Source organism: Planosporangium thailandense (genome assembly GCF_011947195.1).
Taxonomy (GTDB): Bacteria; Actinomycetota; Actinomycetes; order Mycobacteriales; family Micromonosporaceae; genus Planosporangium; species Planosporangium thailandense.
The window spans coordinates 62,825-83,739 of record NZ_JAATVY010000005.1 but is presented as its reverse complement, the minus strand read 5'-3'; the positions used below and the strand labels follow the sequence as shown (position 1 = coordinate 83,739).

Here is a 20,915-nt window from a genome sequence, read left to right as displayed (position 1 = left end):
ATGCCCTACCTTTTGGTCGGCAACTGCCTCATCGCGAAGGTGGGCGCGTCGGTGAGGACCGAGGGCGGTTCGTCGCGCGAACCGTCGACGCCCCAGGGCCGGCGGTCCGCGCGGCACAGCTCGACGCCGGTGTACAGCTCGACGGTGTCCCACTCGCCCAGCGGGTACGACCGGCCGCGGGTCAAGCGGTAGGCGTCCGGCCGGTCGCTCGGCCCGGAGCGCACCCACACCAGCGTGCCGTTCTTGCTGACGTCCGTGGCGACGATCCGGTCGTCGCTGATCTGCAACTTCACATGGGTCCGGCTGATCCAGCGCCCAGCGGCGTCGTGCAGCCACTCCCCGACCTCGATCCCGTCCGCCTCCTCGGGGCCCCGCCCGACGAACACCGGGTGGTCGGCCGTCACCACGAAGTGCCGGCGCCGCATGCCGGCGACGATCAGGGTCATGGGTACCGCCACCGGCCGCGGCCCGATGTCGCGCAACAGTTCGTCGTGGCGGGGGCAGACCGGTTTGCTGCCGCGCAGCATCGGTACGGGCTGGCCGAGGCGGCGGCTCTCGCCGAAGCTCGGGCAGTCGAACGCGTCGCAGCGCCAGGCGCGACCGATCAGGGCGGCGCCGGTCGGGCTCGGCGCGGGCAGGTAGTCGGGCGGCTCCGGCAGCGGCTCCGGCAGCGAGTCCACCGGGTCGGGCCAGACCCGCGCCCCGCCCGCACCGTCCCGACGCGCGGGCACCGGAGCTGAACTGACCACGCGGCCGGCGCCCGAGCTCCCGGCCTTGCCGGCGCTGTCCCCCTTGCCCGCGCTGTTCTCCTTGCCCGCGCTGTCCCCCTTGCCCGCGGTGTCCCCCTTGCCCGCGGTGTCCCCCTTGCCGGCGCTGTTCTCCTTGCCGGCGCTGTCCACCGCACCGGCGCTGTCCCCCTTGCCGGCACCTCCGGCCGGCGCCGGCTGGGGACCGACGGACGGAGCGGCGACCACGCCGCCCGGCCGGGGCAGCTTCACCCCGCCGGTGCCGCCCTTGCCGTCGGTCAGCAGTGCGCCTCCGCCACGCGGGCTCACCGTCAGCACCCGCAACGGAGCGTCGCGCAGCCACTCGTACCGCTTCGCCAGCTCGGCGTGGCCACGCAGACCGATGAGGGGCAGCCCGGTCAGCTCGGCGATCTCGACAATCCGCGCGGCGGCGTCCTGCGTCGCCTCGATCAGCCCGTCCCCGACCCACCGGCCCAGAACCATCCGTTCCTTCGCGGTGAGCGCCGCTTCGGACAGCAACTGGCGGGGAGCGACGGGGTAGATCATCGCTCCGCCGTCGCGCAGGTAGCGGCCGAAAGCGTCGACGACCATGCCGAGGCGGATCAGATTGACCGGCCGGCCCTCGTCGAGATCCACGTACCGGGCGATCTCGCCGATGTCGACCACGGCCTGAGCCATCACGATGTCGGTGGTGAGGCGCCGCTCGATGGTGTCCATCACATTGCTGACTTCGAAGCGCACGGTCACTCCCGCTTACGTGGATGTCGCACCCACACCCTAGTTGACAAGCCACCGCCGGCGGACGTGAACGCGAGAGACACCGCCGCCTCGGCCTAGTGGGAGGGGGTACTCCCGGCTGAGGGTGACTGGCTGGTCGGAGCGGGCGACCCGGTCGGCCCGGCGGCGGTCGGCTCGGGGCTGTGCGTCGGGGTCGGATCGGGGGTCGCGCCAGCGGAGTGGGAGGCGGTGGGCCATCCGGCGACAGCGGAACAGGAGGGTTCGACGCCCGGGCGACCGCTGGCCGGGCCGGGCGCCGGCGTGCCGCGGACAGCGGGGCCCTGGACACCGCCCACGGTGCCGTCGACCACGGCTGCGCCACCGGCCGGGACCGCTCCATCGGCGGGTAGCCGGCCGGAGCGCCCGCCCGGGGCCGCGCCACCGCCGTCAGCCTCCACATCGGACCCGCTGCCCGTTCCGGGCCCTCCGGTCCGGGTCTCGCCCGACGCGCCGACCAGCACGTACGCGCACGCCGCCCCGTTGAGAGCGAACGCGGTCGGCATCGGATTCGAGTCGTGGTACGCGGCGGAGAAGCGCAGGGACCTGGACGCACCGGCGGCAAGCGACGCGCCGGTCGCCGGCGAGCGTACGGTGACCGCGCCCGCCGGCGACTCGCTCCACTGGCCCGCCGATCCCTCGACGAGCGTCTGGCCGCCGGTGAACGTGAACTCCAGGGCCCACCCGTCGAGCGGCTTGGGCGCGGCGTTGGTGACGGTGAGATCGACCGTGAACCGGCCGCCGGAGTCGGACCGGGTCACATAGCGGACGGCGCAGGGCGCAGGGCTGGTGCCGGCCCGGTCGGCGATCGCGAGGGGGCTGCTCTGCCCGCGCGGCAACTCCGCGCAGGTGGCCAGGACGAGGCCGGCGGTCGCCACGCCCGCCGTGGCCCCGACCACCTGGAGCGCGCGCCGACGCCGTAGCCGACGCCGGCCGCGGCGGGCCAGGGCGTCGAGGACCGGGTCGGGCGCTTCCGGATCGAGTACGAGATCGTCGGGATCGTCCGCGCCCGCGGGCAGCGGCACCTTGACACCGGCGGCCGCGGCGAGCGTACGCGCGACGTCGAGGCTCGACGGCCGGTCGGCCGGATCCTTCGCCAGGCACCGCCGGCACAGCTCGGCGATCCCCGCGGGCAGCCCGGTGATCGGCGGCAACGGCTCGGGCGCCGCGTACATGTGCGCGTTGATCATCTGCGTCGTGGTCTCGGCATCCCACGGCGGTGCGCCGGTCAGCGCGCGGTACAGCAGCACGCCCAGGCCGTAGACGTCGGAGGCGGGCTGGACCGGGCCGCCTCCGAGCCGCTCGGGCGCGAGGTAGGCGGGGGTGCCGAGCACCGTCCCGTCCGGCTCGGACTGGCCCGCCTCGCCGACGACGGCGGCGATCCCGAAATCGACGACCTTCGCACCGGTCGCCGTGAGCATGACGTTGGCGGGCTTGACGTCGCGATGGACGAGCCCCTGCGCGTGCGCGGCAGCGAGCGCCGCCGCGACCTCCGCACCCACCCGCAGCGCCGCCCGCCAGGGCAGCGGTCCGCCGCCCAGGCGCTCGGCGAGGGTACGTCCGGAGATCAGCTCCATGACCACGTACGGAACGGTGGTGCCGTCTTCAGTGGTGGACTCGCCGTAGTCGTAGACACCCGTCACGTGCGGGTGGGAGAGGCGGGCGGCGGCCTTGGCCTCGGTCCGGATCATCTCCCGCGAGTCCCGGTCGGCCGCCAGCTTGGCGGCGAGGACCTTGATGGCGACGGGCCTGCCGAGCACTTCGTCGTAGGCCCGCCACACGACGGACATGCCACCCGTGCCGAGGCGCTCCACCAGTCGATACCGACCCCCGAGTACCTGGACCGCCTCCACCTGACTGACCCCTGCCCCCCAGCGAGGATGACCGGAGCCGATCCGGTCGAGAACTTCAGTTTGCGCGACTACAACGGCGGCTCCCCCGCATACGCCGTCGACGCTCGTGACAGTGACTCGCTGCCACCGGCTGGCCGGAGCCCCCCGGCCCCGGTCGATGTCGGCCGCCGGCAGGAGCACCGGACGGCCGTAGTGCGGCTGATGTTATGGGACAGTTTTCTCGATCGCAGCAGGTCCGAGGCGCTCCAGCTCTCGACGTGCGAAATTCACATGTTCCGGCGTCGGGTCCTTCCCCTCGGCCGCCGCGAGATCCTCGGGGTCCCAGGGCTGTTCAGCCCCTGTTCGCGGCTGGAGTTCGGCCCGCTCGTCGCCTGATCGTGGTGTGCTCATAACGGGCTTTTACCCACAGTCAGGACCGCCACACGCAACGAAGAGCATTCGGCCCGTTATCCCGCAAACGGGACACGCCCCTGGTGACGCGACGCGACTCTGCCACTACGCGCAGCAGGAACCGCGCCGAGGAATTCGACAGCTTCCCACCCGACCGGAGCTACCCCATCATGTCCGGGTGACTCGGGGCGAATACGGCCAGTCCCTCGATCTTGTCGTATGTGGACTGTCCACCGCCGGGGCGACCCACGGGGACCGGCTCGAGAGCGACGACCTGATCGCAGCCGCGCAGCGCGGTGACGAGGAGGCCTTCCGGCTGCTGTACCGGGAGGTGCAGCCACGCCTGCTGCGCTACCTGCGCACGCTCGTGCCGTGCGACGCCGAGGACGTCGCCGCCGACGTCTGGCTGGAGATCGCCCGGGGAATACAAGGGTTCCGCGGTGATGTCGACGACTTCCGGGGCTGGGCCGCGACCATCGCCCGCCATCGCGCCCTCGACCTGTTGCGGCGGGTACGTCGGCGGCCGGGAGTGGACATACCCGTCGAGGAGCTCACGCAGTTGGCGGCCGCCGACGACACGGCCGGCGGAGCGCTGGACGCGCTGTCGACCGACACCGCGGTCGCGCTGATCGCCACCCTGCCGCGCGACCAGGCCGAGGCGGTGATGCTGCGGGTGGTCGTCGGGCTCTCCGCGGAAGCCGCCGGCGAGGTCCTGGGCAAGCGGCCCGGCGCGATCCGGACCGCCGCGCACCGCGGGCTGCGCCGCCTCGCCGAACGCCTCGGTCACCCCGACCGGCCGGCCGGCCGGCGCCGGGAGACCACCGTCAGGCTGCGGAAACGATGAATTCTCCGAAGGGAGTAACACCGGACGGAGCTGGAACGCTGAAAGGACGTGGGATGGGAAGAGGCGCAGTTCCCGGACTGGACGCCAGCGCCGCCGAGTCGCTACTACGAGGCGACCTCGGTCACGCGGGCGCTCCGGACGTACTCGTTCACCTGCTCACCGCTGCGACCGCTCCGGCACGTCCGCACGAACTGGACGGGGAAGAGGCGGCCCTCGCAGCCTTCCGCGCGCCCGCTCTCGCCCCGGGGCACCCGTCCAGGCGCCGAACGCTCGTCACGAGGCTCCTCACAGTGAAGGTCACCGCCGCGTTCGCGTTGACCGCCGCCGGCGGGGTGGCCCTGGCCGCCGTCGACGCCCTGCCGCGCATTCCGGGCGTCTCCAGCCTCGGCTCCCGGTTCGGCGGCAGGGCGACCTCCGGAGCGGGGCTCGCGCCGGGCGCGACCACATCGGGCGCCGGTCGTCAGTCGGCATCGCCGCGAAGCACGCCGACACCCCTGCCGTCGACACATCCGTCGCCGGAGAACCTCTGCCTGCTCCTGCTCGCCGACCGGCCGACCGGGCCGGCGGGGATCGGCAGCAGCGGCCTCGACAGCCAGGCCCTGGCCACCCTGATCGCCCTGGCCGGTGGCGATCCCGCGGCGGTGGGGCCCTACTGCTCACGTCTGCTGGGCGTACCGGTCCGGCCGGCGTCGCAGTTGCCGAGCCCGGCGAGCGCGGCCACGCCGGCAAACCCGGCCAGCCCGACCGCGCCGCTGTCGCCCCAGCCCCGCTCCGCCAGCCTGTCCGCAAGGCCCAGCCCGTCCGCCTCGAAGTCGCACTCGCCGCGGCCCTCTCCGGTGCCGACGTCGAGTCAGCCCGACCCCAACGCCGCCGACCGTAGCCCCTCCTCCACCCCCGCTACACGGTCGGCGACGGTGTCCTCCTCCCGGGGAGGACACCGGTAAGCGACCGCCACGCCCACCGTTCCCCCCCCAACGGTGGGCGTGGCGGTCACCGGAATCAACCCGGATTCGGGAGGTACTGGCCGAATAGCGGGTACACGGGCACGCGCGGTTTGCCAGACTCGTCCGGTGACTTCGCAGTGGCACCGCCCCTACTCCCCCGGCCCGGGTCGCTGGGTCGTGGTGGCATGGGAGCTCTTCGGTCTGGCGTTCTTCGGCTGGACGACCGAGCGCATACTCCAGCCGGCCGTCGGCTGGACCCCTTCCGGCATCTGGGTACTCGTACTCGCCCTGTTCGCGCTCTGGGTCGTCGCCTCTTACCGGATCCTGCGCATGGGCGTGTACGTCAGCGGCCACGGCGTACGCGTCCTGGGCCTGCTGGGTCGCCGGACGGTGCCCTGGTCGGAGGTGGACCGGATCACCGTTCGCGACACCCGGTACTCGATCGGCGGTCTGCGGGTCGCCGGCGGCATGAGCGTCCAGATCGACCCGCACGACGGTGGCCCGATCGAGACCACGCTTTGGGCGCAGGGCATCGACTTCGCGTTTCGCCGGCACGCCTTCCACGCCGCGTATCAGGAGCTGCGCCGGCACCTGACCATGTACCGGCAACATTCCCGCAACATCGTGACCGGTTGACGAAACATCTGATGCCTACCGTCCCTTCCTGACGGGGTCGAGCCGGCCTCGTCGGAGAGGGGCCGACATGATGACGGTGGCGAACGAGGCGGTCATCCGGATCAAGCACATGATCGCTTCGGGCGAGCTGTCCCCGGGCAGCCGCCTGCCCAGTCAGGACGACCTGGCGTACCGGATGGGCCTGTCGCGCAGCGCGCTGCGGGAGGCGGTGCGTTCACTGACCGCCATGAACGTCCTCGTCAGCCGGCAGGGCGACGGAACGTACGTGTCGAGCCTGCGCACCCCGCTGCTGCTGCGGCCGCTGGGCTTCGCCGCCGACATCCTCCCGGACGACGAGCTCGTCCAGCTTCTCGACCTGCGGGCGGCGCTCGAACCGTACGCGGCCGCGCTCGCCGCGGCACGGATCACGACCGGCGACGCCGAAGCGCTCTCGACGCTTGTCCGCCGGGGCGCGCCGGACGCGCCCGTGTCCGATTTCCTCGACGCGGACCTCGCCCTTCACCGGCGGATCGTGGAGCTTTCCGGCAACGAGGCGGTCGCGACCCTGGTCGAGGCGATCTCCCCGCCCGCGCTGCAGCCCCGCATCCTGGGTACCGCGCCGCCGGCCGACCTTCGTGCGGCGACGTACGACGACCACCTCGGAATCGTGGCGGCCCTCACCACGGGCGACGCCGAGGCGGCCCGCGTCACCGCCGCGGCGCACGTCGCCAACGTGCGCCGCCACCTGCTGCGGACGCTCGCCTGCGACGGCTCCTTGACCTCAACCTGACTTCAGGTTGAAGGCTTGAGGGCATGGTTTTCACCGAAGCCGAACACCGCTACCTGTCGAGCCAACGCCTCGGGCGCCTCGCCACGGTCGGCCCCGACGGGGCACCGCAGAACAACCCGGTCGGATTCCGCTACAACGCCGAGACCGGCACCATCGACATCACCGGCTACAACCTCGGCGCGAGCCGCAAGTTCCGGAACGTGGAAGCCAACAGCCAGGTCTCCTTCGTGGTGGACGACATCGCCTCCCTCGACCCGTGGCGGGTACGCGGCATCGAGGTCCGCGGGTGGGCGGAGGCGCTGCGTGACGTGCCGGCCGCCGCGTCGTACGCCAGCGCCGAGATGATCCGAATCCATCCGCGCCGGATCTTCTCGTGGGGCATCGACCCGGACCGGCCGGGCATGCAGCGGCGCGACACCGGCCAACCGGCGCGGACCGGCTGAGGTACGCCGGATCACCACTCCAGGTAGGTCCGCGCCAGCTTGGCGACCGCCTCCACCATGGTGATGCCGGCCTGCTGGCTGGCGTGGCCGCGCGACAGGATGGCCATCGTGACGTCGGTGTCGGCGCCGGTGATCCGCCCGATGCTGTTGATCTCCCATCGGCCGTCGTCATCGTCCCTCGTCATCCAGCCGTTCTTCACGGCGACGGTCTCGCTCGGGCGGGCGGCGGCGCTGATGCCCCACGACTGGTCGTCGGCGACGTTTCTCATGAGGCCGAACAGGTAGTCGGCGTTCGCGACCGGGCCTGCCGGATCGGCGAGGGTGTCGATCAGCCTGGCCCGGTCCTCCGTCGTCGTGGTGGTGACTCCCCACTTGCCGCGCGCGCCGGGCGTGGTGGCGATCAGACCGAATACACCGGCGCTGCCGGAGATGCCCCCCGTCTTCTTCCACAGCGCGGTCGCCGCGTCGTTGTCGCTCTCCTCGATCATGGACCTGGCGAGGCTCTTCTCCGACGACGTGAGCGTCCGCCCGGCGCGCTGTGCCTGCAACAGCAGCGTCGCGAGGATGTCCACCTTGACGGTGCTGGCGGTCTCGAACGGCCGCTGCCCGTTGAAGCTGAAGGTACGGCCGGTCCTGCGATCCACCACCGTCACCGCGAGATCGGCATAGGTGTCTTCGTCGTACTTCTGCAGCGCCGCGGTCAACGCGGCCTCGTTCTGCTGCCGCTGTTCCTGCGGGGATCGGACCGCCGACAGGGCCGCCGTGGGGCTGGCCGACGGGGTCTGCACGGGTACGACGAGCGCGTTCAGAGGGGACGGTCGCGGCGCCGCTTCGCGCCCGGGCGCGCGCTGGAGCGTGAACGGGTCGACGACGACGACCGCGGCGCTCACTCCCGCGGTCAACGCCACACCTGTCAACAAGAGACGCCATCTGATCACGGCCGCCGGGCCTACCCGGGCTGTGTCGAAGTATGCACTTCTTTTCCGGACACTTCCCGGCTGCTGTGCGCACACGACGAATCGGCAAAATGCTCGGAATCAAACTCTTACCCACCTTCTGCCCTGCTAGCCTCAAGCAGTTTCATGCATGCGTGGGTAAGGAGGCGCCGTGCCACCGGAGGCCACCGCCGCGCGGGCAAGGGTCGGGGCCGAGCTTCGCCGGCTGCGCGTCGCCGCCGGCATGTCCGGCGACCAGGTCGCTCGGACGCTCGGCTGGTCCCAGTCGAAGGTCTCGCGAGCCGAGGGCGGCCTGCACAGCATCACCGTCAGCGACGTCGCGGACCTGCTCGCGGTGTACGGCGCGGACGGCGAACTGCGGGCCGAACTGCTCGGCGCGACAGCGGCCGACAACGGCGAGGGCGCCTGGATCGTGCGAACCGGCCGCGACGACGGGCACCCCGACCCGGGCGCCGCACCGGGGTTCGGGACGGCCCGGATCCGCCATCACCAGCCGGTCCAGTTGCCCGGTCTGTTGCGGACCCGCGAGTACGCCCGGGCGGTCGCCCAGGCGACCGGCGACAGCGATCCCGACGCCCGGGCCGACGCGTGGATGCGCCGCCAGGAGGTACTGACCACCGTGGACGGTGTCCGGTACGAGGTCGTCCTCGACGCCCGGGCGCTCCTGCTTGCCGTGGCGCCGGTGGAGGCGGTCCGCCACCAGATCCTGTCGCTGGCGGTCCGGGCGCGGCGCCTGCCCCGGCTCGACCTGCGCGTGATCCCCATCGGCCGGCCGTTGCCCGTCTTCGCCAGCACCGGCTTCATGATGTACGACTTCCGGGCCGCCGGGAGCCGGCCCCTCGTACGTGTCGAGTGCCCGGCCGGGGACGCCTTCTTCGCCGCACCGGACGACATCACGCGGTATGCCGCGCTGTTCGCGGCGCTGCAGAGCGCGGCGCTCGACCCGACCGAGTCGGCCGGGTACCTCCGATCGCTCGCCGCCGACCTCGAGCGGTACTGGCCGGAGCCGGCGGCGGCAGCCTCCTGAGTCAGGCGCTCACCGGCGCCCGTCCCTGCGCACAGGCGGTCGCGTACGCCACCGGGGTCATCCCGACGGCGCGGGTGAAGTCGCGGATGAAGTGCGACTGGTCGAAGTAGCCCAGGTCGGCGGCGACCTCGGCCCACGTGCCGGCCGTGCCCTCGGCGAGGCGGGCGGCGGCCTCGTGCAACCGGTACCGCTGCAGCACCCACTTGGGGCTGACCCCGACGTACCGCTGGAACAGCCGTTGCAGCGAGCGTGGCGAGACGCCGAACCGGGCGCTCACGTCGTCGACCCGGCGGACCGACCGGTCGTGCAGCAGCGCGTGGACGATCCGGCCGACCACGGCGACCTCGGGATCGGGCTGCGGCCAGTGGGCCCGCAGGTGCCGCTCGGCGACCGCGACGAGGTCGTCGAGGTCGTCGCTCGCCGCCAGGTCGTCGGCGAAGCGCCGCGAGTCGGCCGCGCCCCACAGGGTCGCCAGCGGGAACGACCGGCCGGTCAGGCGCGACACCGGACCGGCCAGGAACGGCAGGAAACCGCCCGGCCGGAACTTGACGCCGAAGACCCGCCCCGCACCTTCGTACTCGTAGGTGAAGCGCTCGCCGCCCGCCCCGGCGACCGCGACCACACCCCGGTCGAAGACCAGGTTGACGCACGGGTGCGGCAACAGCGTGACCGAGCCGCGCCGGCCCGCGGGCAGTCGCCAACTGACCAGCCAGTGCCGCTCGACCAGGTCGGCGAGGTCGGCGGCGGCGGGCACCCGGTCGAGCCGGAAGTCCGCGCCCCGGCCGCCGAGAATCCCGTACTCACTGGTCGTCGCCGCGTGTCGCGTTTGTCCAAGCCCGGTCGTCCCCATGCCCGTCAGCATGGCGCACATGACTGACAATTCTGCGACCGTCGCCCCGCCCGGCAGCCAGCGACTCGTGACCTACTTCGCGGTGAACGACTGCGCGAAGGCGATCGAGTTCTACCGGGAGACGCTGGGCGCCGAGCTTCTGACCAGGGCGACCATGCCCGACGGCACCGTCATGCACGCCGCGATCCGGCTGGGCGGGTGCGTCTTCGAACTGGGCGAGGCGTCACCCGGCTACGGTCTCCTCGCGCCGCCGCCGGAGGGCAACAACTTCACGATCACGTACTGGACAGCCGATGTCGACGCGGTGTTCGAAAGGCTCGTCGCCGGCGGCGCGACGGTCGTGACGCCGCTGCAGGACGCCTTCTCCGGTGACCGGATGGGCGTCGTGCGCTGCCCGTTCGGTATCCGCTGGTGCGTGGCGCGGCACGACCGGGACGTGTCGGCCGAGGAGATCGAGGCCGCGGCCCGCGCGTGGGTGGCCGAGCAGGGCTGAGCTCAGACCGCGCAACTGTCGTCGTCGCACGCCCGGCCGTCGGCGTCGGTGGCGTCCACGGTGGACGCCTCCGCCGCCGCGGCCTCGAGCGCCCGCGTGAACACCTCGACCGGCTGCGCGCCGGAGACCGCGAACCGCCGGTCGAAGACGAAGAACGGCACACTGGTGATGCCGAACTCCCGCGCGGTGCGGAAGTCCTCGTGTACCCCGTCGGCGTACGCCCCGCTCTCGAGCGCCGTGCGCGCCTGCGCCGCGTCGAGGCCGACCTCGCCGGCGAGCCGCGCGAGCACCTCGAGATCGCCCACCTGCTCACCCTCGGTGAAGTACGCCCGCAGCAGCCGCTCCTTGAGCTCACCCTGCGCGCCGAACGCCCGCGCGAAGTGGAGCAGGCGGTGCGCGTCGAGCGTGTTGGCGGCGCGGACCCGGTCGAAGTCGTACGCCAGCCCCTCGCCGGCGGCAACCTCGGTCACCTGCGCGAACATGGCGCGGACCTGGCTCTCCGACAGCCCCTTGCGAGCCGCGAACGACTCGACGAGCGGACGGTCCTCGTGGGCCGGCGCCTCCGGATCGAGCTGGAAGCTACGCCATACGGTCGTGACCTCCCCCGGAAAGCTCTCGAGCGCGCGCTCGAACCGACGCTTGCCGATGTAGCACCACGGGCAGACGACATCGGACCAGATTTCGACAGTGATCACGTCAGGCACTCCAAGTTATTGAATGCTCAACAATAGCGCGCGCCGGTCGCGGCACCGGAGGCCGGTTCGGGCGCAGGCGTAACGTGACAACTGCCATGAGTTCTGGCCCCGTCATCGTCGGTTACGACGGCACGCCGGCCGCCGAACACGCGCTCCGCGAGACAGCGGCCCTGCTCTTCCGGCACCACGTCCTCGTCGTCGTGGTGTGGGAGGCGGGCCGGGCCTTCGAACGGGCGACGCAGCCCATCGCCGCACTCGAGGAGCCACCCACCGTCCTGGACGTCCGCGCCGGGTTCGAACTCGACCAGGCGGCGTACGAAGCCGCGGAGCGCACCGCACAGCACGGTGCGACCCTGGCCAGAGCGGCCGGCCTCGACGCGGAGAGCCTGGTCGTCGCCGACGACGCCACCGTCTCCGACACGCTCATCCGCCTGGCGAGGGAGCGCGACAGCCCGGCCGTCGTCGTGGGCACACACGGCCACCGGGCCCTCAGCGAACTGCTGCTGGGCAGTACGTCCCGGGACCTGATCCAACGGGCGCCCTGCCCGGTGGTGGTGGTCCGGGACCACCGGTCGGCGCGCGGGTGAGGTACGGGTCCGCCATCCACTGCGCGAAGATCGTCAGATGAACGAACCGACGTCCGGCGCTCCGCTGTCCGACTCCGAGCGGGCGCTGCTGCGGGACCGGCTCACCGAGGAGCGGGCGAGCACCGTCGCCCAGGTCGCCGCGCTCACCCGCGACCTCGGCGGAATCATCGAGGCCTCGACCTCGGTGGCCACCGACGACGAGCACGACCCTGAGGGCGCGACCATCGCCTTCGAACGCGCCCAGGTGGCGGCCCTGCTCACCCGGGCCCGCGAGCGCCTGGCCGACCTGGACCGGGCGTTCGAGCAGCTCGACGCGGGTACGTACGGCCGGTGCGAGCGCTGCGGGCAGCCGATCGCGGCCGAGCGGCTGGCCGCGCGACCGGCGGCGCGGACCTGCATCCGCTGCGCGTCCTGACGTGTCCGGGCCCGCCACCCGGCGGGGTGGCGGGCCCGTTGTGCGGTCAGCGTGTCAGACCGTGCCGGCGCGGTAGCGCCCCACGAGGCGCGCGCCGATGAGGGCCAGCGGCGAGAAGCCCACGAGTACGGCCGCCGCGGTGACCTGCGGCAGGCTCGGCGGGATCACCATCAGACCGATCACGCCGGCGACCAGCAGCGGCACCGTCCACCACCGCACGACGCCCGCCCGGGCGAGCCCGACGAGGACGAGCACGGGGCCGATCAGGTTGAACGGGGTGGTGGCGTTCCACGGGCCCAGCAGCGACGCCTGCTTGAAGCCGTGGAACACGGCCACCGCCTGGTCCGACGAGAGGTGGGTGCCGGCCGAGAGGTTCCACCAGTCGCTCAGCAGCGTGCCGGAGAGGTTCGCGAACCCGATGGCGGCGAGTACCGCCCCGATGAGCGCCGGCCAGAAGCCGCGCCGGCCGCGTACGAGGGCCGGCGCCGCCAGGATGCCGAGGCCGATCAGCAGATTGGCGTAGTGCAGGAACAGGGCGGACACCTGGGTCTGTGTCGCGTCCCGGGCCAGGGAGGCGATGTAGTCGGCGTCGGAGGCGCTCGCCGCCTCGGGTGAGGTCGCCATGCCGGCGGCGAACAGGACCGGCCCGGCCACGAGCGCGACCCCGGCGAGCAGGCGCAGCGCGCCACGCGTGCGGGTGCCGGCGGGCGTCGTGACGTCCGCGGTGTCGGTGTCGGTGTCGGTGTCGGCGGTGGCGGTGACGGCGAACTGGCTGGTGGCCATGGTGTGAGGTCCTTTCGGGGATAGGGCCGGACCGTGACGGTCGGCGCCGCCGGTCGGCGACACAGACGATCGTGCCGAGCGGCCCACTCAGCGCACCTCCGTCGCGGCGCAGCCGGTTCGCCTCCCCCGTACGACGGAGAACGGCTGCCCGGATCTCCGTCGTCCGACGGATCACGCTCGGCAACCCGGCGCCCCTAGGGTGTACGGCGTGCGTACACCTCGACGTCGTGACCTCCGCCGCCTGGCCTGGCTGTTGCCGCCGGCTTTTGCGGTGCTCGCCGTCGTCGAGGCCCTTTCGGACGCACGCTTCGACCCGACCCCGGTGCACCTGGTCGCGGTCGCCGCGTGGGTTCCGGCGGGGCTGATCCTCGCCCGCTGGTGGCCGGCGGCCGGCGCGGTCATGGTCGCCGGCTTCTACCCCGTCGGCATCCTGCTCGACATCCCCGGCCCCGGCGGGACCGGGTTGATCTCGACCCTCGTCGCGGTCGGCTGGGCCGGGTACGCCGAGCCCGCGCGCCGGTCACGCTGGGGGCTCGCCGCCGCCATGGTCATCTTCGCCGCCTCGGACACCGTCCGCGACGGCTTCTCCTGGATGAACATGTTCTTCCCACTGATCTTCGTGGCCGCCTGGTGGAGCGGTGCTCTGGTACGGCGGGAGCAGGAGCGCAGCCGGACGCTGATCGAGATGACCGCGGCGCTGGACGCCCAGCGGGAGACGGTGGCGCAGGCCGCCGTGATCGAGGAGCGCACCCGCATCGCCCGCGAGATCCACGACGCGGTCGCCCACTCGGTCAGCGTCATGACGTTGCAGATCGGCGGACTGCGCCGGCAACTGAACGACGTCCTGGAGACCCGGCCCGCCGAGCGCGAGGTGATGCTCGGGCTGGAACGGCTCGGGCGTCAGTCGGTCGAGGAGCTGCGCTCGCTCGTCGGGATCATGCGCGAATCGGGTACGGCCGCGCCCGCGGCGCCGGCGCCGTCCCTGGCCCGGGCCGAGGATCTGATCGCCGACGTACGCGCGGCCGGCCTGTCCGTCACGCTGCGGGTGGACGGACAGCCCGCCGAACTGCACCGCGCGCTCGACGTCTCGGCGTACCGCGTCCTGCAGGAAGCTCTCAGCAACGTGCTGCGGCACGCCCCGGGCAGCCACGCCGACGTGTCCATCCGCTACGCCGCGGACGCCGTGACCGTCGAGGTGACCGACGACGGGCCGGGCCGCGAAGCAGCCACCGTCGCGCTGCCCGCCGGTCGGACCGGCGCCACGTCCCACGCCGGGGCCGTCGGTGGCCACGGCCTCATCGGCATGCGCGAACGCACCGCGATGTTCGACGGGACCCTGCGGGTCGGACCGCGCGACGAGGGCGGATTCGCGGTGACGGCGCGCTTTCCGATCCCACGGAGGTGGCAGTGAACATCCGGGTCGTCCTCGTCGACGACGAGGCGATGGTCCGGGTCGGCCTGCGGATGGTCCTCACCGCCGAACCCGACATCGAGGTGGTCGGGGAGGCCCCGGACGGCGCGTCCGCGGTTGACGTCGTGGCGTCGACACGCCCCGACGTCGTCCTCATGGACATCCGGATGCCGCACGTCGACGGCATCGAAGGCGCCCGCCGGGTACTCGCCGGCCACCCGGACGTCCGGGTCGTGGTGCTCACCACGTTCGACGAAGACGACTACGTCGAGGCGGCGCTTCGGGCCGGCGTGAGCGGGTTCCTGCTCAAGGTCTCACCGCCGGAACAGCTGATCGAGGCCGTGCGTACGGTCGCCACCGGCGGCGGCCTGCTCGACCCGTCCGTGACGCTCCGGGTGATCGAGTCGTTCGCCGCCGCGCCGTCCGTGCGCACGCCTCGCGCCGCCGTGCTGGATACGCTCACCGAGCGCGAGCGCGACGTGCTGCGCCTCGTGGCCCGGGGCCTGTCCAACGCGGAGATCGCCGGTCAGCTCTACCTCGGCGAGGCGACCGTGAAGACCCACGTCTCCAGCGTCCTCGCCAAGCTCGGCGTCCGGGACCGGGTGCAGGCGGTCGTCGCGGCGTACGAAACCGGCCTCGTCCGGCCCGGCGAAAGCTGATGGGCTAGACGCGGTGCTAGCCGGAGCCGGAGCCGGCCAGCACCGCGAAGACGATGATGTTGTCGAGGTAGCTACCCGCCTGCCGGTCGAACGCTCCACCGCACGTGACGAGGTGAAGCTCCGGACGGCTGGTGCCGCCGTACACCTCCGCGGTCGGGAAGGCGTCCTTGGGCACCTGCTCGGTCCGGTACACCACGAACCGGGCCGTGGCGCCGTCGGCGCGGGCGACGAGTACCTGGTCGCCGGAGCGCAGGTCCCGCAGGCGGAAGAAGATCCCCGGCTGGGTGTACCCGTCCACGTGCCCGAGGATGACGCTCGCTCCCGCCTCACCGGGCGTCGGACCGAGCGCGTACCAACCGGCCTGCATCGGGTCCTCCACCGGAGGTACCTCGACGGTCCGGTCTGGGTTCAACCGCAGCGGGACCAGTGCGGACTCGGCGTCGATGGCGGGGATCGACACCCGCAGTGGAGCGGAGCGGGGCAACGCCTCCGGCTGCGGTCCGCCCGACGCCGGCGGCGCGGGCCGCCCCGCCGACCCGCGTGGGGCGGTCGACGGAGCAGCCCAGGTCAGCCGGGACGTGTCCGGCGTGGTTTGCCCGCGCGCCCCCACCATCAGCACGGCGACGAGCACGGCGAGCAGGCCGGCGCCACGGACCAGCGGCTGGCGATCATTCATCTGTCGTCCGACGCCGCCGGGTCAGGCCCATGCCGAGCGGGACGAGGATCGCCGCGGCGGCCACCGTCACCAGGAACATGGCCTGGGACGCGGTACCGCCACCGCCGGTGCTGGGTGCGCCGCTCGGCGTCACGGCCTGCGGAGAAGGCGTTGGCGTCGGGCATCCACCGGCCGCGGGTGACGGCGAGGCGGCGCCGCACCCGGTCGGCCCCATGGAGGGTGAGGCCGACGTGGACGTGCCGGCATCCGGCGAGGGCTGGTCGCTGGACTGGCTCGCCTCGGGTGACGCCGACTCCGACGTGGACTGACTCGCCTCCGGCGACGGCGACTCCGACGGTTCCTGGACGGGCCACAGCGACAGCGACTCCGGATGCTCACTCGCCGCGGCTACGCCGCTGCCAGCCCCTACCGCCATGACGGCGAACGACACCACTGCCAACAGACGCAGCCGTACCCGACCGCGCCGACGATCGTGATCTCCCGCTCGCGGCGAGGATCCGTGCTGGATCGGCTTGTGCACCACTGCCCCCTTACAAAGTCGGATCACTGACCTTGAACTGCTGGGGTTCCGCGATGTGCGACCACGCGTGGTGCGGACTGCGCCGGCCGTATGAGAAGCCGGGTAGGTGAGCTACACCATCAGTGTTAGACCGGCAGGGTGTGAGCTACCCCCGGTGTGGCGGGCTATCCGTCCGGGAGCGGACTAAATGGGAGCCGGGCCGGCCGCCGGAGGACCCGCAGTGGCGCGCGGAGTCAGGGTGGCGGCTCGCCCGAGGTTGGGTCGGATGTTATTCCGGCGTCCGACGCGCCGGGCGAAAAAGACCACCACAAACGCGCCTGTACCGGATGCGCCGCGGATCGGTGAGTCGCCCGTACAGGTCACGGCGTGCGCCTGGCCCGGATGAGCAACGACCTGCAGCAGGTCGTCGGGCGTTTGGCGGATCTGAGGGTGGCACCCGGCCGTACCCGTGGGTGAAACGCCGATGGGAGGCCGCGACATCCGTCGCGGCCTCCCACATCGCTTTCGACGAACCCGGCCCGGCTTTGGCGAACCCGGCCCGGCTTTTGGCGAACCCGGCCCGGACACCCGGCTGAGCCACCTCATACCGGCGGCCATCGGTCAAAATGACAGAGTCAGGCGGGGACCGGGGCGTAGTCGGAGGAAACCCCGAGCACGGCGAGCTTGTCGGCGATCGCGTCCGGGATGAACGGCTTGGTCACGAATTCCTGGGCACCGGCCGCGAGGGCCGACAGGACGTTGGCCCGTTCGGTCTCGGTGGTCACCATGATCAGCTTGATGTGGCGCAGGCGCTCGTCGGCGCGCACCGCCGTGACGAGGTCCAGGCCGTTCATGACCGGCATGTTCGAGTCGACCAGCACGAGAGTGGTGTCGTCGCCGTCGACTGCGAGCAGGTCGAGGGCTTCGCGTCCATCTCGCGCCTCATACACCTCGAAACCTAGTCGGGTGAGCGTGCGGACCAGGATCAGACGCACGGCCCGTGAGTCGTCAACCACAAGCGCGCGCACGAGTTCGGTGCTCCCTTCTGCCGATCTGGGACATGGATCTACCGTGTGGACGGCGAGGCAGCTCCGAGCCACCGGACGCCGGCAGTGCTGCCATCCATCTCGGCGCTAAAAGCCATAACTTTAGAAAAAGGTGCACTTAGTGCAGTCTGGGCATTACGGTAACGGCGCTGCCGGCTCTTCGTCTGGCGCAAGAGCGGATCGCCGCACTGCGTTGACCCGCCGAGCGAGGCGTCGGCTGCGTGCAGGATCCGAGCGGCACGATCGACCGCTTGGGCGCACGGGGACCGGCATCGTCTCCGACGACACCGCGTCGGAAATCCGGAGCGAGTACCGCGAACCGCTCGAGGACCGGGTTCCGGATGACGCGGCCGCTCGGCGCGTCATCGAGGCGTACCGTCATCTCGACGCCGCGAACCCCTGCCGCACAGCGCCAGCGGCTCGACGGGTGCCGCAATTACGCCGGCGGTGACACCAGCTCGAACCACACCGTCTTCCGGGTCGAGCCGCGCTGCACGCCCCATGCGTTCGCCAGCTTGTCGACCAACAGCAGCCCGCGGCCGTGCTCGGCGGTGACCGACGGGGCCTGGACGGTCGGCTGCCCATCGCCGGAGTCGGTTACCTCGATCCGCACGAGGCCCTTGTCGGGGACGTACTCCACGGACACGTCGAAGGCGCCGCCACCGTGAAGCACCGCGTTGGAGGCGAGCTCGGACACCAGCAATCCGGCGGTACTGACCAGGTCGAAAGGCATCGCGGAGAGCGCCTCGACGATGTAGCGGCGGGCGGCCGGCACGGCCGATCGTGACTGGTCGAAACGACGCCCCGGCATCTCAGTCAGACTCCAGTCCGAGCCATGACGCGAGGCCGAGCACCTCGATGACCCGCCGAACCGCGGGGTTGGCGTGTCTGATCCGCATCGACCCCGAGCCGTTGGCGATTCGAATGAGCACGGTGACTCCGGAGGAGTCGAAGAACGACAGCTCGCCGAGGTCCACCGTCACGTGCCGCCCGTTGTGACGCGCGATCAGCCCGTCGACGGCAGGGTCGACCCCCGGGACGCTGTCCAGGTCGAGCTCGCCGCCGATCCGGACCACGAGCTCGCCTTCCTCGGTTTCGGCCCATTCGAGCCAGGCCCGCGGCCGGTGCGCTACCGTGCCCATCGCAGCCCCAGAATCACCGTGTCGTCCTCCGTGCCGTCGGGGATGAGGGCGGCGGTCAAGCCGTCCAGTAGATCATTCAGCGGGCGGTCGCCCGTCTTGAGGGAAACCGCGCGCAATCGCTCCAGGCCCCGGTCGATAAGTTCGGACGGGCGCTCGACCAGGCCGTCGGTGAAGGCCAGCAGAGTGGCTGGCCCGTCGACGGTGACCGATGCCGGAACGGGTCGTACGTCGGGTGAGACGCCGATCGGTGGCTCCACGCGACAGGCGAGGAACTCCGCGCGGTCCCCGGTGATCAGCAGCGGGGCGAAATGACCGGCGGAGACCACCGTGATGCGCCCTGTTCGCGTGTCGACCTCACCGAGCAGCACGGTGGCGAACTGACGGTGGGTGTCGAACTGCAGCAGACCGCCGAGTTTGGCCAGTACGGTCTCGATGTTGTCGCCCTGCGCGACGTAGGCGCGGATGGCGAAGCGGAGCAGGGCCATCGTCGTTGCGGCGCGCAGACCGCGCCCGGAGACGTCCCCTACCGCCAGCACACACCGCCCGGGTTCCGTGTGGATGACGTCGTACCAGTCCCCGCCGACGTCGGTGCCCGCCACCCCCGGCACGTACCGGGCAGCGACCTGCACACCGTCGAGCTGCGGAACCTCCGGTAGCAGGGCGTGCTGCAGCGTACTGGCGATGGTGCGCTGCTCCTGGTAGAGCCGCGCGTTCTCGCGCGCCAGCCGCTCGGCGAGGGCTCGGCGTCGGCTCACGTACTCGATCGCCCCTCCGGAGACGACGGCGACGACGCACCCGACGACGAGCACGATCCACGGGAGTGTGGCCGAGAGCGGGCCGGCCAACGGCTCGGACGAGGAACCGACGAGGGTGAGCACGGTGTCACCGAACGGCACGACCTCGGTGTGGGTGTTTCCCGGGATCGGTACCGGAGCGGTGGCCTCCAGAAGCTGCGAGCCCGTCGGGTTCCGCCCGAGGTAGACCGCCAGGCGCAGACTGCCGAAGGGCGAGTTCTTCGGTACGGCGACGTGACGATTCGGGGGCAGGCGCTGCTCGGCGTAGACGACCAATCCGGAGGTGTCACCACCCGTCCGCACCGCGTAGCCGAAGTGGGCCGGGCTACCTGGCAGCACGCCGGTGATGAACATCTGGCGCCCGGGCTTCAGCTTGGCGAAGAAGCTGTCGGCTGAACGGTCGGAGGGCAGCAGCGGCTCGACCCCCGCCTTGGCCACCAGGCTTCGCTGGTTGCCGTCGATCCGCCACAGCGACACCGACGCCAGGGATGTGCTGCTTGCCAGCTGCGGGGCCACGAATCGCTGGAAGACCGCCGGGTCGGCCTGCGTCGCATCGGCCACGTGCGCGGCGTCCAGCAACATCGACGAGACGACCGGCACCTCATTGGCGATCAACGTCGCAACCTGGCGCATCTGAAGCGACAGCAGCCGCTGGTTACTGTGCTTGTTCACCGTCCACGACGCCCACGACACCACGACCGTGACCACCAGGCACACGGTGGCGACCAGGATGCCCGTGCGGCGCAGCGGTTTCACGGACATCAGCCGGAGTGCCGCCTGTCCATCCGCATCGAATATCCCCTCCGTCCGGCCACGTTGCCGGGCGGAGCCACCCGCAGCCCTCGGGACATCCACTTCTCCTGATCCGGCCTTGCGATGCGAGCCACGCACACCGACAGCCCGTAGCTGCGGCCGGTTCGCGTCGCGAGATCGTATATCAGGACGGGAAACCGCTGGCGGAAGCACCGATGACGCGCCGAGACCCGGGATGTGCCACACGCCGTCGCGGCTCGACCGCGCTATCGCCCTGCCGGCGCGGGGCCAACCGCTGGCGGCTGCTGGTGGAGCTGGCCGCCGAGAGCGGCCTGCGGGCCGGTGAGCTGGCGGGGCTGCGGGTGGGCAATCTCGACACGGTCGGTCGACGCGTCACGGTGGAGACCACCGCGCGCGAGATACGCGGCGAGATCGTCCTCGGCACTCCGAAGACGAATTCCATAACATGCACGATCTTGGCCTGGAGGACGATGGCTCGTGTCGTCGGCAGCGTTCGCAGGAACTCAAACGCCGACAGCAACCGTGTCCCGCAGCCCGGCGACGAGCAGGCGACGCCCGTCGGCGGTGCAAGATCCTGACGAGGACGCTGTGCGCCTTGGGGGCGTTGCAGTTCTATGGTGCCACCGCGCAGCGTGTTGTGGTGGCCCTCAAACCTCCGACTGCCTTGATTATAAGTCAAGGCTAGGTGGCCTTGATGCGCTAAAATAGC

At 71.8% G+C, this 20,915-nt stretch carries 25 protein-coding genes; 14 read left to right on the top strand and 11 right to left on the bottom strand.

The annotated features are described in order from the left end of the window. Positions 1 to 5: 5 nt before the first annotated feature. Together HC031_RS10125 and HC031_RS10120 are read right to left on the bottom strand one after the other, a co-directional pair. Entirely contained in the window at positions 6 to 1,487 is a 1,482-nt protein-coding gene (locus tag HC031_RS10125; protein ID WP_167924972.1) for an FHA domain-containing protein, read from the bottom strand. 92 nt (positions 1,488 to 1,579) lie between these two features. After that, positions 1,580 to 3,373, bottom strand: a complete 1,794-nt coding sequence (locus HC031_RS10120; protein WP_167924971.1) for a protein kinase domain-containing protein — start codon at positions 3,371 to 3,373, stop codon at positions 1,580 to 1,582. 201 nt (positions 3,374 to 3,574) lie between these two features. Between HC031_RS10120 and HC031_RS10115 the strand changes: the two genes are divergently transcribed. The 6 genes from HC031_RS10115 to HC031_RS10090 all read left to right on the top strand — a co-directional run bounded on the left by HC031_RS10115 (position 3,575) and on the right by HC031_RS10090 (position 7,399). Then, positions 3,575 to 3,748, top strand: a complete 174-nt coding sequence (locus HC031_RS10115; protein WP_167924970.1) for a hypothetical protein — start codon at positions 3,575 to 3,577, stop codon at positions 3,746 to 3,748. A gap of 193 nt (positions 3,749 to 3,941) precedes the next feature. Next, positions 3,942 to 4,607 carry an RNA polymerase sigma factor gene (locus tag HC031_RS10110; RefSeq protein ID WP_338090575.1) on the top strand — a complete coding sequence of 222 codons (666 nt, stop codon included), beginning with the start codon at positions 3,942 to 3,944 and terminating at the stop codon, positions 4,605 to 4,607. 53 nt (positions 4,608 to 4,660) lie between these two features. After that, positions 4,661 to 5,551: a hypothetical protein gene (locus tag HC031_RS10105; protein ID WP_167924969.1), complete on the top strand. Its 891-nt coding sequence runs from the start codon at positions 4,661 to 4,663 to the stop codon at positions 5,549 to 5,551. A 126-nt stretch (positions 5,552 to 5,677) separates the two neighbouring features. Beyond that, a complete protein-coding gene (locus HC031_RS32500) occupies positions 5,678 to 6,187 on the top strand; it encodes a PH domain-containing protein (protein ID WP_205862541.1) in 510 nt (169 codons plus the stop codon). 67 nt (positions 6,188 to 6,254) lie between these two features. Beyond that, positions 6,255 to 6,956 carry a FadR/GntR family transcriptional regulator gene (locus HC031_RS10095; RefSeq protein WP_167924968.1) on the top strand — a complete coding sequence of 234 codons (702 nt, stop codon included), beginning with the start codon at positions 6,255 to 6,257 and terminating at the stop codon, positions 6,954 to 6,956. A 23-nt stretch (positions 6,957 to 6,979) separates the two neighbouring features. Beyond that, positions 6,980 to 7,399, top strand: coding sequence for a PPOX class F420-dependent oxidoreductase (locus HC031_RS10090; protein ID WP_167924967.1), 420 nt, complete (start codon positions 6,980 to 6,982; stop codon positions 7,397 to 7,399). An 11-nt stretch (positions 7,400 to 7,410) separates the two neighbouring features. On the opposite strand, the gene HC031_RS10085 is transcribed toward HC031_RS10090, so the two are convergent. Next, entirely contained in the window at positions 7,411 to 8,301 is an 891-nt protein-coding gene (locus tag HC031_RS10085) for a serine hydrolase (RefSeq protein WP_167924966.1), read from the bottom strand. Between the two features lie 205 nt (positions 8,302 to 8,506). Between HC031_RS10085 and HC031_RS10080 the strand changes: the two genes are divergently transcribed. Continuing rightward, positions 8,507 to 9,382 (top strand): Scr1 family TA system antitoxin-like transcriptional regulator, encoded by an 876-nt coding sequence (locus tag HC031_RS10080; RefSeq protein WP_167924965.1) that lies wholly within the window; start codon positions 8,507 to 8,509, stop codon positions 9,380 to 9,382. A 1-nt stretch (position 9,383) separates the two neighbouring features. On the opposite strand, the gene HC031_RS10075 is transcribed toward HC031_RS10080, so the two are convergent. Continuing rightward, on the bottom strand, positions 9,384 to 10,253 hold the full coding sequence (locus tag HC031_RS10075; protein WP_167924964.1) for a helix-turn-helix domain-containing protein: 870 nt from the start codon (positions 10,251 to 10,253) through the stop codon (positions 9,384 to 9,386). On the opposite strand from HC031_RS10075, the gene HC031_RS10070 reads away from it, so the two are divergent. Further along, positions 10,252 to 10,725 carry a VOC family protein gene (locus HC031_RS10070; RefSeq protein ID WP_167924963.1) on the top strand — a complete coding sequence of 158 codons (474 nt, stop codon included), beginning with the start codon at positions 10,252 to 10,254 and terminating at the stop codon, positions 10,723 to 10,725. The genes HC031_RS10075 and HC031_RS10070 overlap by 2 nt on opposite strands. A gap of 2 nt (positions 10,726 to 10,727) precedes the next feature. Here HC031_RS10070 and HC031_RS10065 read toward each other — a convergent pair whose 3' ends face one another. Next, positions 10,728 to 11,420 carry a DsbA family oxidoreductase gene (locus tag HC031_RS10065; RefSeq protein ID WP_338090574.1) on the bottom strand — a complete coding sequence of 231 codons (693 nt, stop codon included), beginning with the start codon at positions 11,418 to 11,420 and terminating at the stop codon, positions 10,728 to 10,730. A gap of 95 nt (positions 11,421 to 11,515) precedes the next feature. Here HC031_RS10065 and HC031_RS10060 point away from each other — a divergent pair, with 95 nt between their 5' ends. Both HC031_RS10060 and HC031_RS10055 read left to right on the top strand, forming a co-directional pair. Beyond that, entirely contained in the window at positions 11,516 to 12,007 is a 492-nt protein-coding gene (locus tag HC031_RS10060; protein WP_167924962.1) for a universal stress protein, read from the top strand. Positions 12,008 to 12,044: 37 nt separating this feature from the next. Next, positions 12,045 to 12,422, top strand: a complete 378-nt coding sequence (locus tag HC031_RS10055; protein WP_167924961.1) for a TraR/DksA family transcriptional regulator — start codon at positions 12,045 to 12,047, stop codon at positions 12,420 to 12,422. A 54-nt stretch (positions 12,423 to 12,476) separates the two neighbouring features. Here the strand turns inward: HC031_RS10055 and HC031_RS10050 are convergent, their stop codons facing one another. Continuing rightward, positions 12,477 to 13,205, bottom strand: coding sequence for a hypothetical protein (locus HC031_RS10050; protein WP_167924960.1), 729 nt, complete (start codon positions 13,203 to 13,205; stop codon positions 12,477 to 12,479). A gap of 208 nt (positions 13,206 to 13,413) precedes the next feature. On the opposite strand from HC031_RS10050, the gene HC031_RS34330 reads away from it, so the two are divergent. Further along, entirely contained in the window at positions 13,414 to 14,616 is a 1,203-nt protein-coding gene (locus HC031_RS34330; RefSeq protein ID WP_167924959.1) for a histidine kinase, read from the top strand. After that, a complete protein-coding gene (locus HC031_RS10040) occupies positions 14,607 to 15,275 on the top strand; it encodes a response regulator (protein ID WP_338090573.1) in 669 nt (222 codons plus the stop codon). Before HC031_RS34330 ends, HC031_RS10040 begins: the two co-directional genes overlap by 10 nt. A 16-nt stretch (positions 15,276 to 15,291) precedes the next feature. Here HC031_RS10040 and HC031_RS10035 read toward each other — a convergent pair whose 3' ends face one another. Next, the gene (locus tag HC031_RS10035) at positions 15,292 to 15,951 is read right to left on the bottom strand and encodes a class F sortase (protein WP_167924957.1); all 660 of its coding nucleotides are present in this window, start codon (positions 15,949 to 15,951) and stop codon (positions 15,292 to 15,294) included. Positions 15,952 to 15,980: 29 nt separating this feature from the next. Between HC031_RS10035 and HC031_RS10030 the strand changes: the two genes are divergently transcribed. Continuing rightward, on the top strand, positions 15,981 to 16,259 hold the full coding sequence (locus HC031_RS10030; protein ID WP_167924956.1) for a hypothetical protein: 279 nt from the start codon (positions 15,981 to 15,983) through the stop codon (positions 16,257 to 16,259). Between the two features lie 826 nt (positions 16,260 to 17,085). Here the strand turns inward: HC031_RS10030 and HC031_RS10025 are convergent. From HC031_RS10025 to HC031_RS10010, 4 genes are all read right to left on the bottom strand, one after another. Beyond that, on the bottom strand, positions 17,086 to 17,478 hold the full coding sequence (locus tag HC031_RS10025) for a response regulator (protein ID WP_167924955.1): 393 nt from the start codon (positions 17,476 to 17,478) through the stop codon (positions 17,086 to 17,088). 454 nt (positions 17,479 to 17,932) lie between these two features. Continuing rightward, on the bottom strand, positions 17,933 to 18,307 hold the full coding sequence (locus tag HC031_RS10020; protein ID WP_167924954.1) for an ATP-binding protein: 375 nt from the start codon (positions 18,305 to 18,307) through the stop codon (positions 17,933 to 17,935). Between the two features lies 1 nt (position 18,308). Beyond that, positions 18,309 to 18,638, bottom strand: coding sequence for an STAS domain-containing protein (locus HC031_RS10015; RefSeq protein ID WP_167924953.1), 330 nt, complete (start codon positions 18,636 to 18,638; stop codon positions 18,309 to 18,311). After that, positions 18,626 to 20,194, bottom strand: a complete 1,569-nt coding sequence (locus tag HC031_RS10010) for a PP2C family protein-serine/threonine phosphatase (protein WP_167924952.1) — start codon at positions 20,192 to 20,194, stop codon at positions 18,626 to 18,628. The genes HC031_RS10015 and HC031_RS10010 overlap by 13 nt, the downstream gene beginning before the upstream one ends. 299 nt (positions 20,195 to 20,493) lie before the next feature. Between HC031_RS10010 and HC031_RS10005 the strand changes: the two genes are divergently transcribed. Continuing rightward, a complete protein-coding gene (locus HC031_RS10005) occupies positions 20,494 to 20,784 on the top strand; it encodes a site-specific integrase (protein ID WP_167924951.1) in 291 nt (96 codons plus the stop codon). Positions 20,785 to 20,915 lie beyond the last annotated feature (131 nt).

Coding starts and splice junctions, on each gene's coding strand:
- HC031_RS10115 (WP_167924970.1), top strand. CDS start 3,575: ATGTTATGGGACAGTTTTCTCGATCGCAGCAGGTCCGAGGCGCTCCAG.
- HC031_RS10105 (WP_167924969.1), top strand. CDS start 4,661: ATGGGAAGAGGCGCAGTTCCCGGACTGGACGCCAGCGCCGCCGAGTCG.
- HC031_RS10095 (WP_167924968.1), top strand. CDS start 6,255: ATGATGACGGTGGCGAACGAGGCGGTCATCCGGATCAAGCACATGATC.
- HC031_RS10090 (WP_167924967.1), top strand. CDS start 6,980: ATGGTTTTCACCGAAGCCGAACACCGCTACCTGTCGAGCCAACGCCTC.
- HC031_RS10070 (WP_167924963.1), top strand. CDS start 10,252: ATGACTGACAATTCTGCGACCGTCGCCCCGCCCGGCAGCCAGCGACTC.
- HC031_RS10075 (WP_167924964.1), bottom strand. CDS start 10,253: ATGTGCGCCATGCTGACGGGCATGGGGACGACCGGGCTTGGACAAACG.
- HC031_RS10060 (WP_167924962.1), top strand. CDS start 11,516: ATGAGTTCTGGCCCCGTCATCGTCGGTTACGACGGCACGCCGGCCGCC.
- HC031_RS10055 (WP_167924961.1), top strand. CDS start 12,045: ATGAACGAACCGACGTCCGGCGCTCCGCTGTCCGACTCCGAGCGGGCG.
- HC031_RS10050 (WP_167924960.1), bottom strand. CDS start 13,205: ATGGCCACCAGCCAGTTCGCCGTCACCGCCACCGCCGACACCGACACC.
- HC031_RS10035 (WP_167924957.1), bottom strand. CDS start 15,951: ATGAATGATCGCCAGCCGCTGGTCCGTGGCGCCGGCCTGCTCGCCGTG.
- HC031_RS10030 (WP_167924956.1), top strand. CDS start 15,981: ATGCCGAGCGGGACGAGGATCGCCGCGGCGGCCACCGTCACCAGGAAC.
- HC031_RS10020 (WP_167924954.1), bottom strand. CDS start 18,307: ATGCCGGGGCGTCGTTTCGACCAGTCACGATCGGCCGTGCCGGCCGCC.
- HC031_RS10015 (WP_167924953.1), bottom strand. CDS start 18,638: ATGGGCACGGTAGCGCACCGGCCGCGGGCCTGGCTCGAATGGGCCGAA.
- HC031_RS10010 (WP_167924952.1), bottom strand. CDS start 20,194: ATGTCCGTGAAACCGCTGCGCCGCACGGGCATCCTGGTCGCCACCGTG.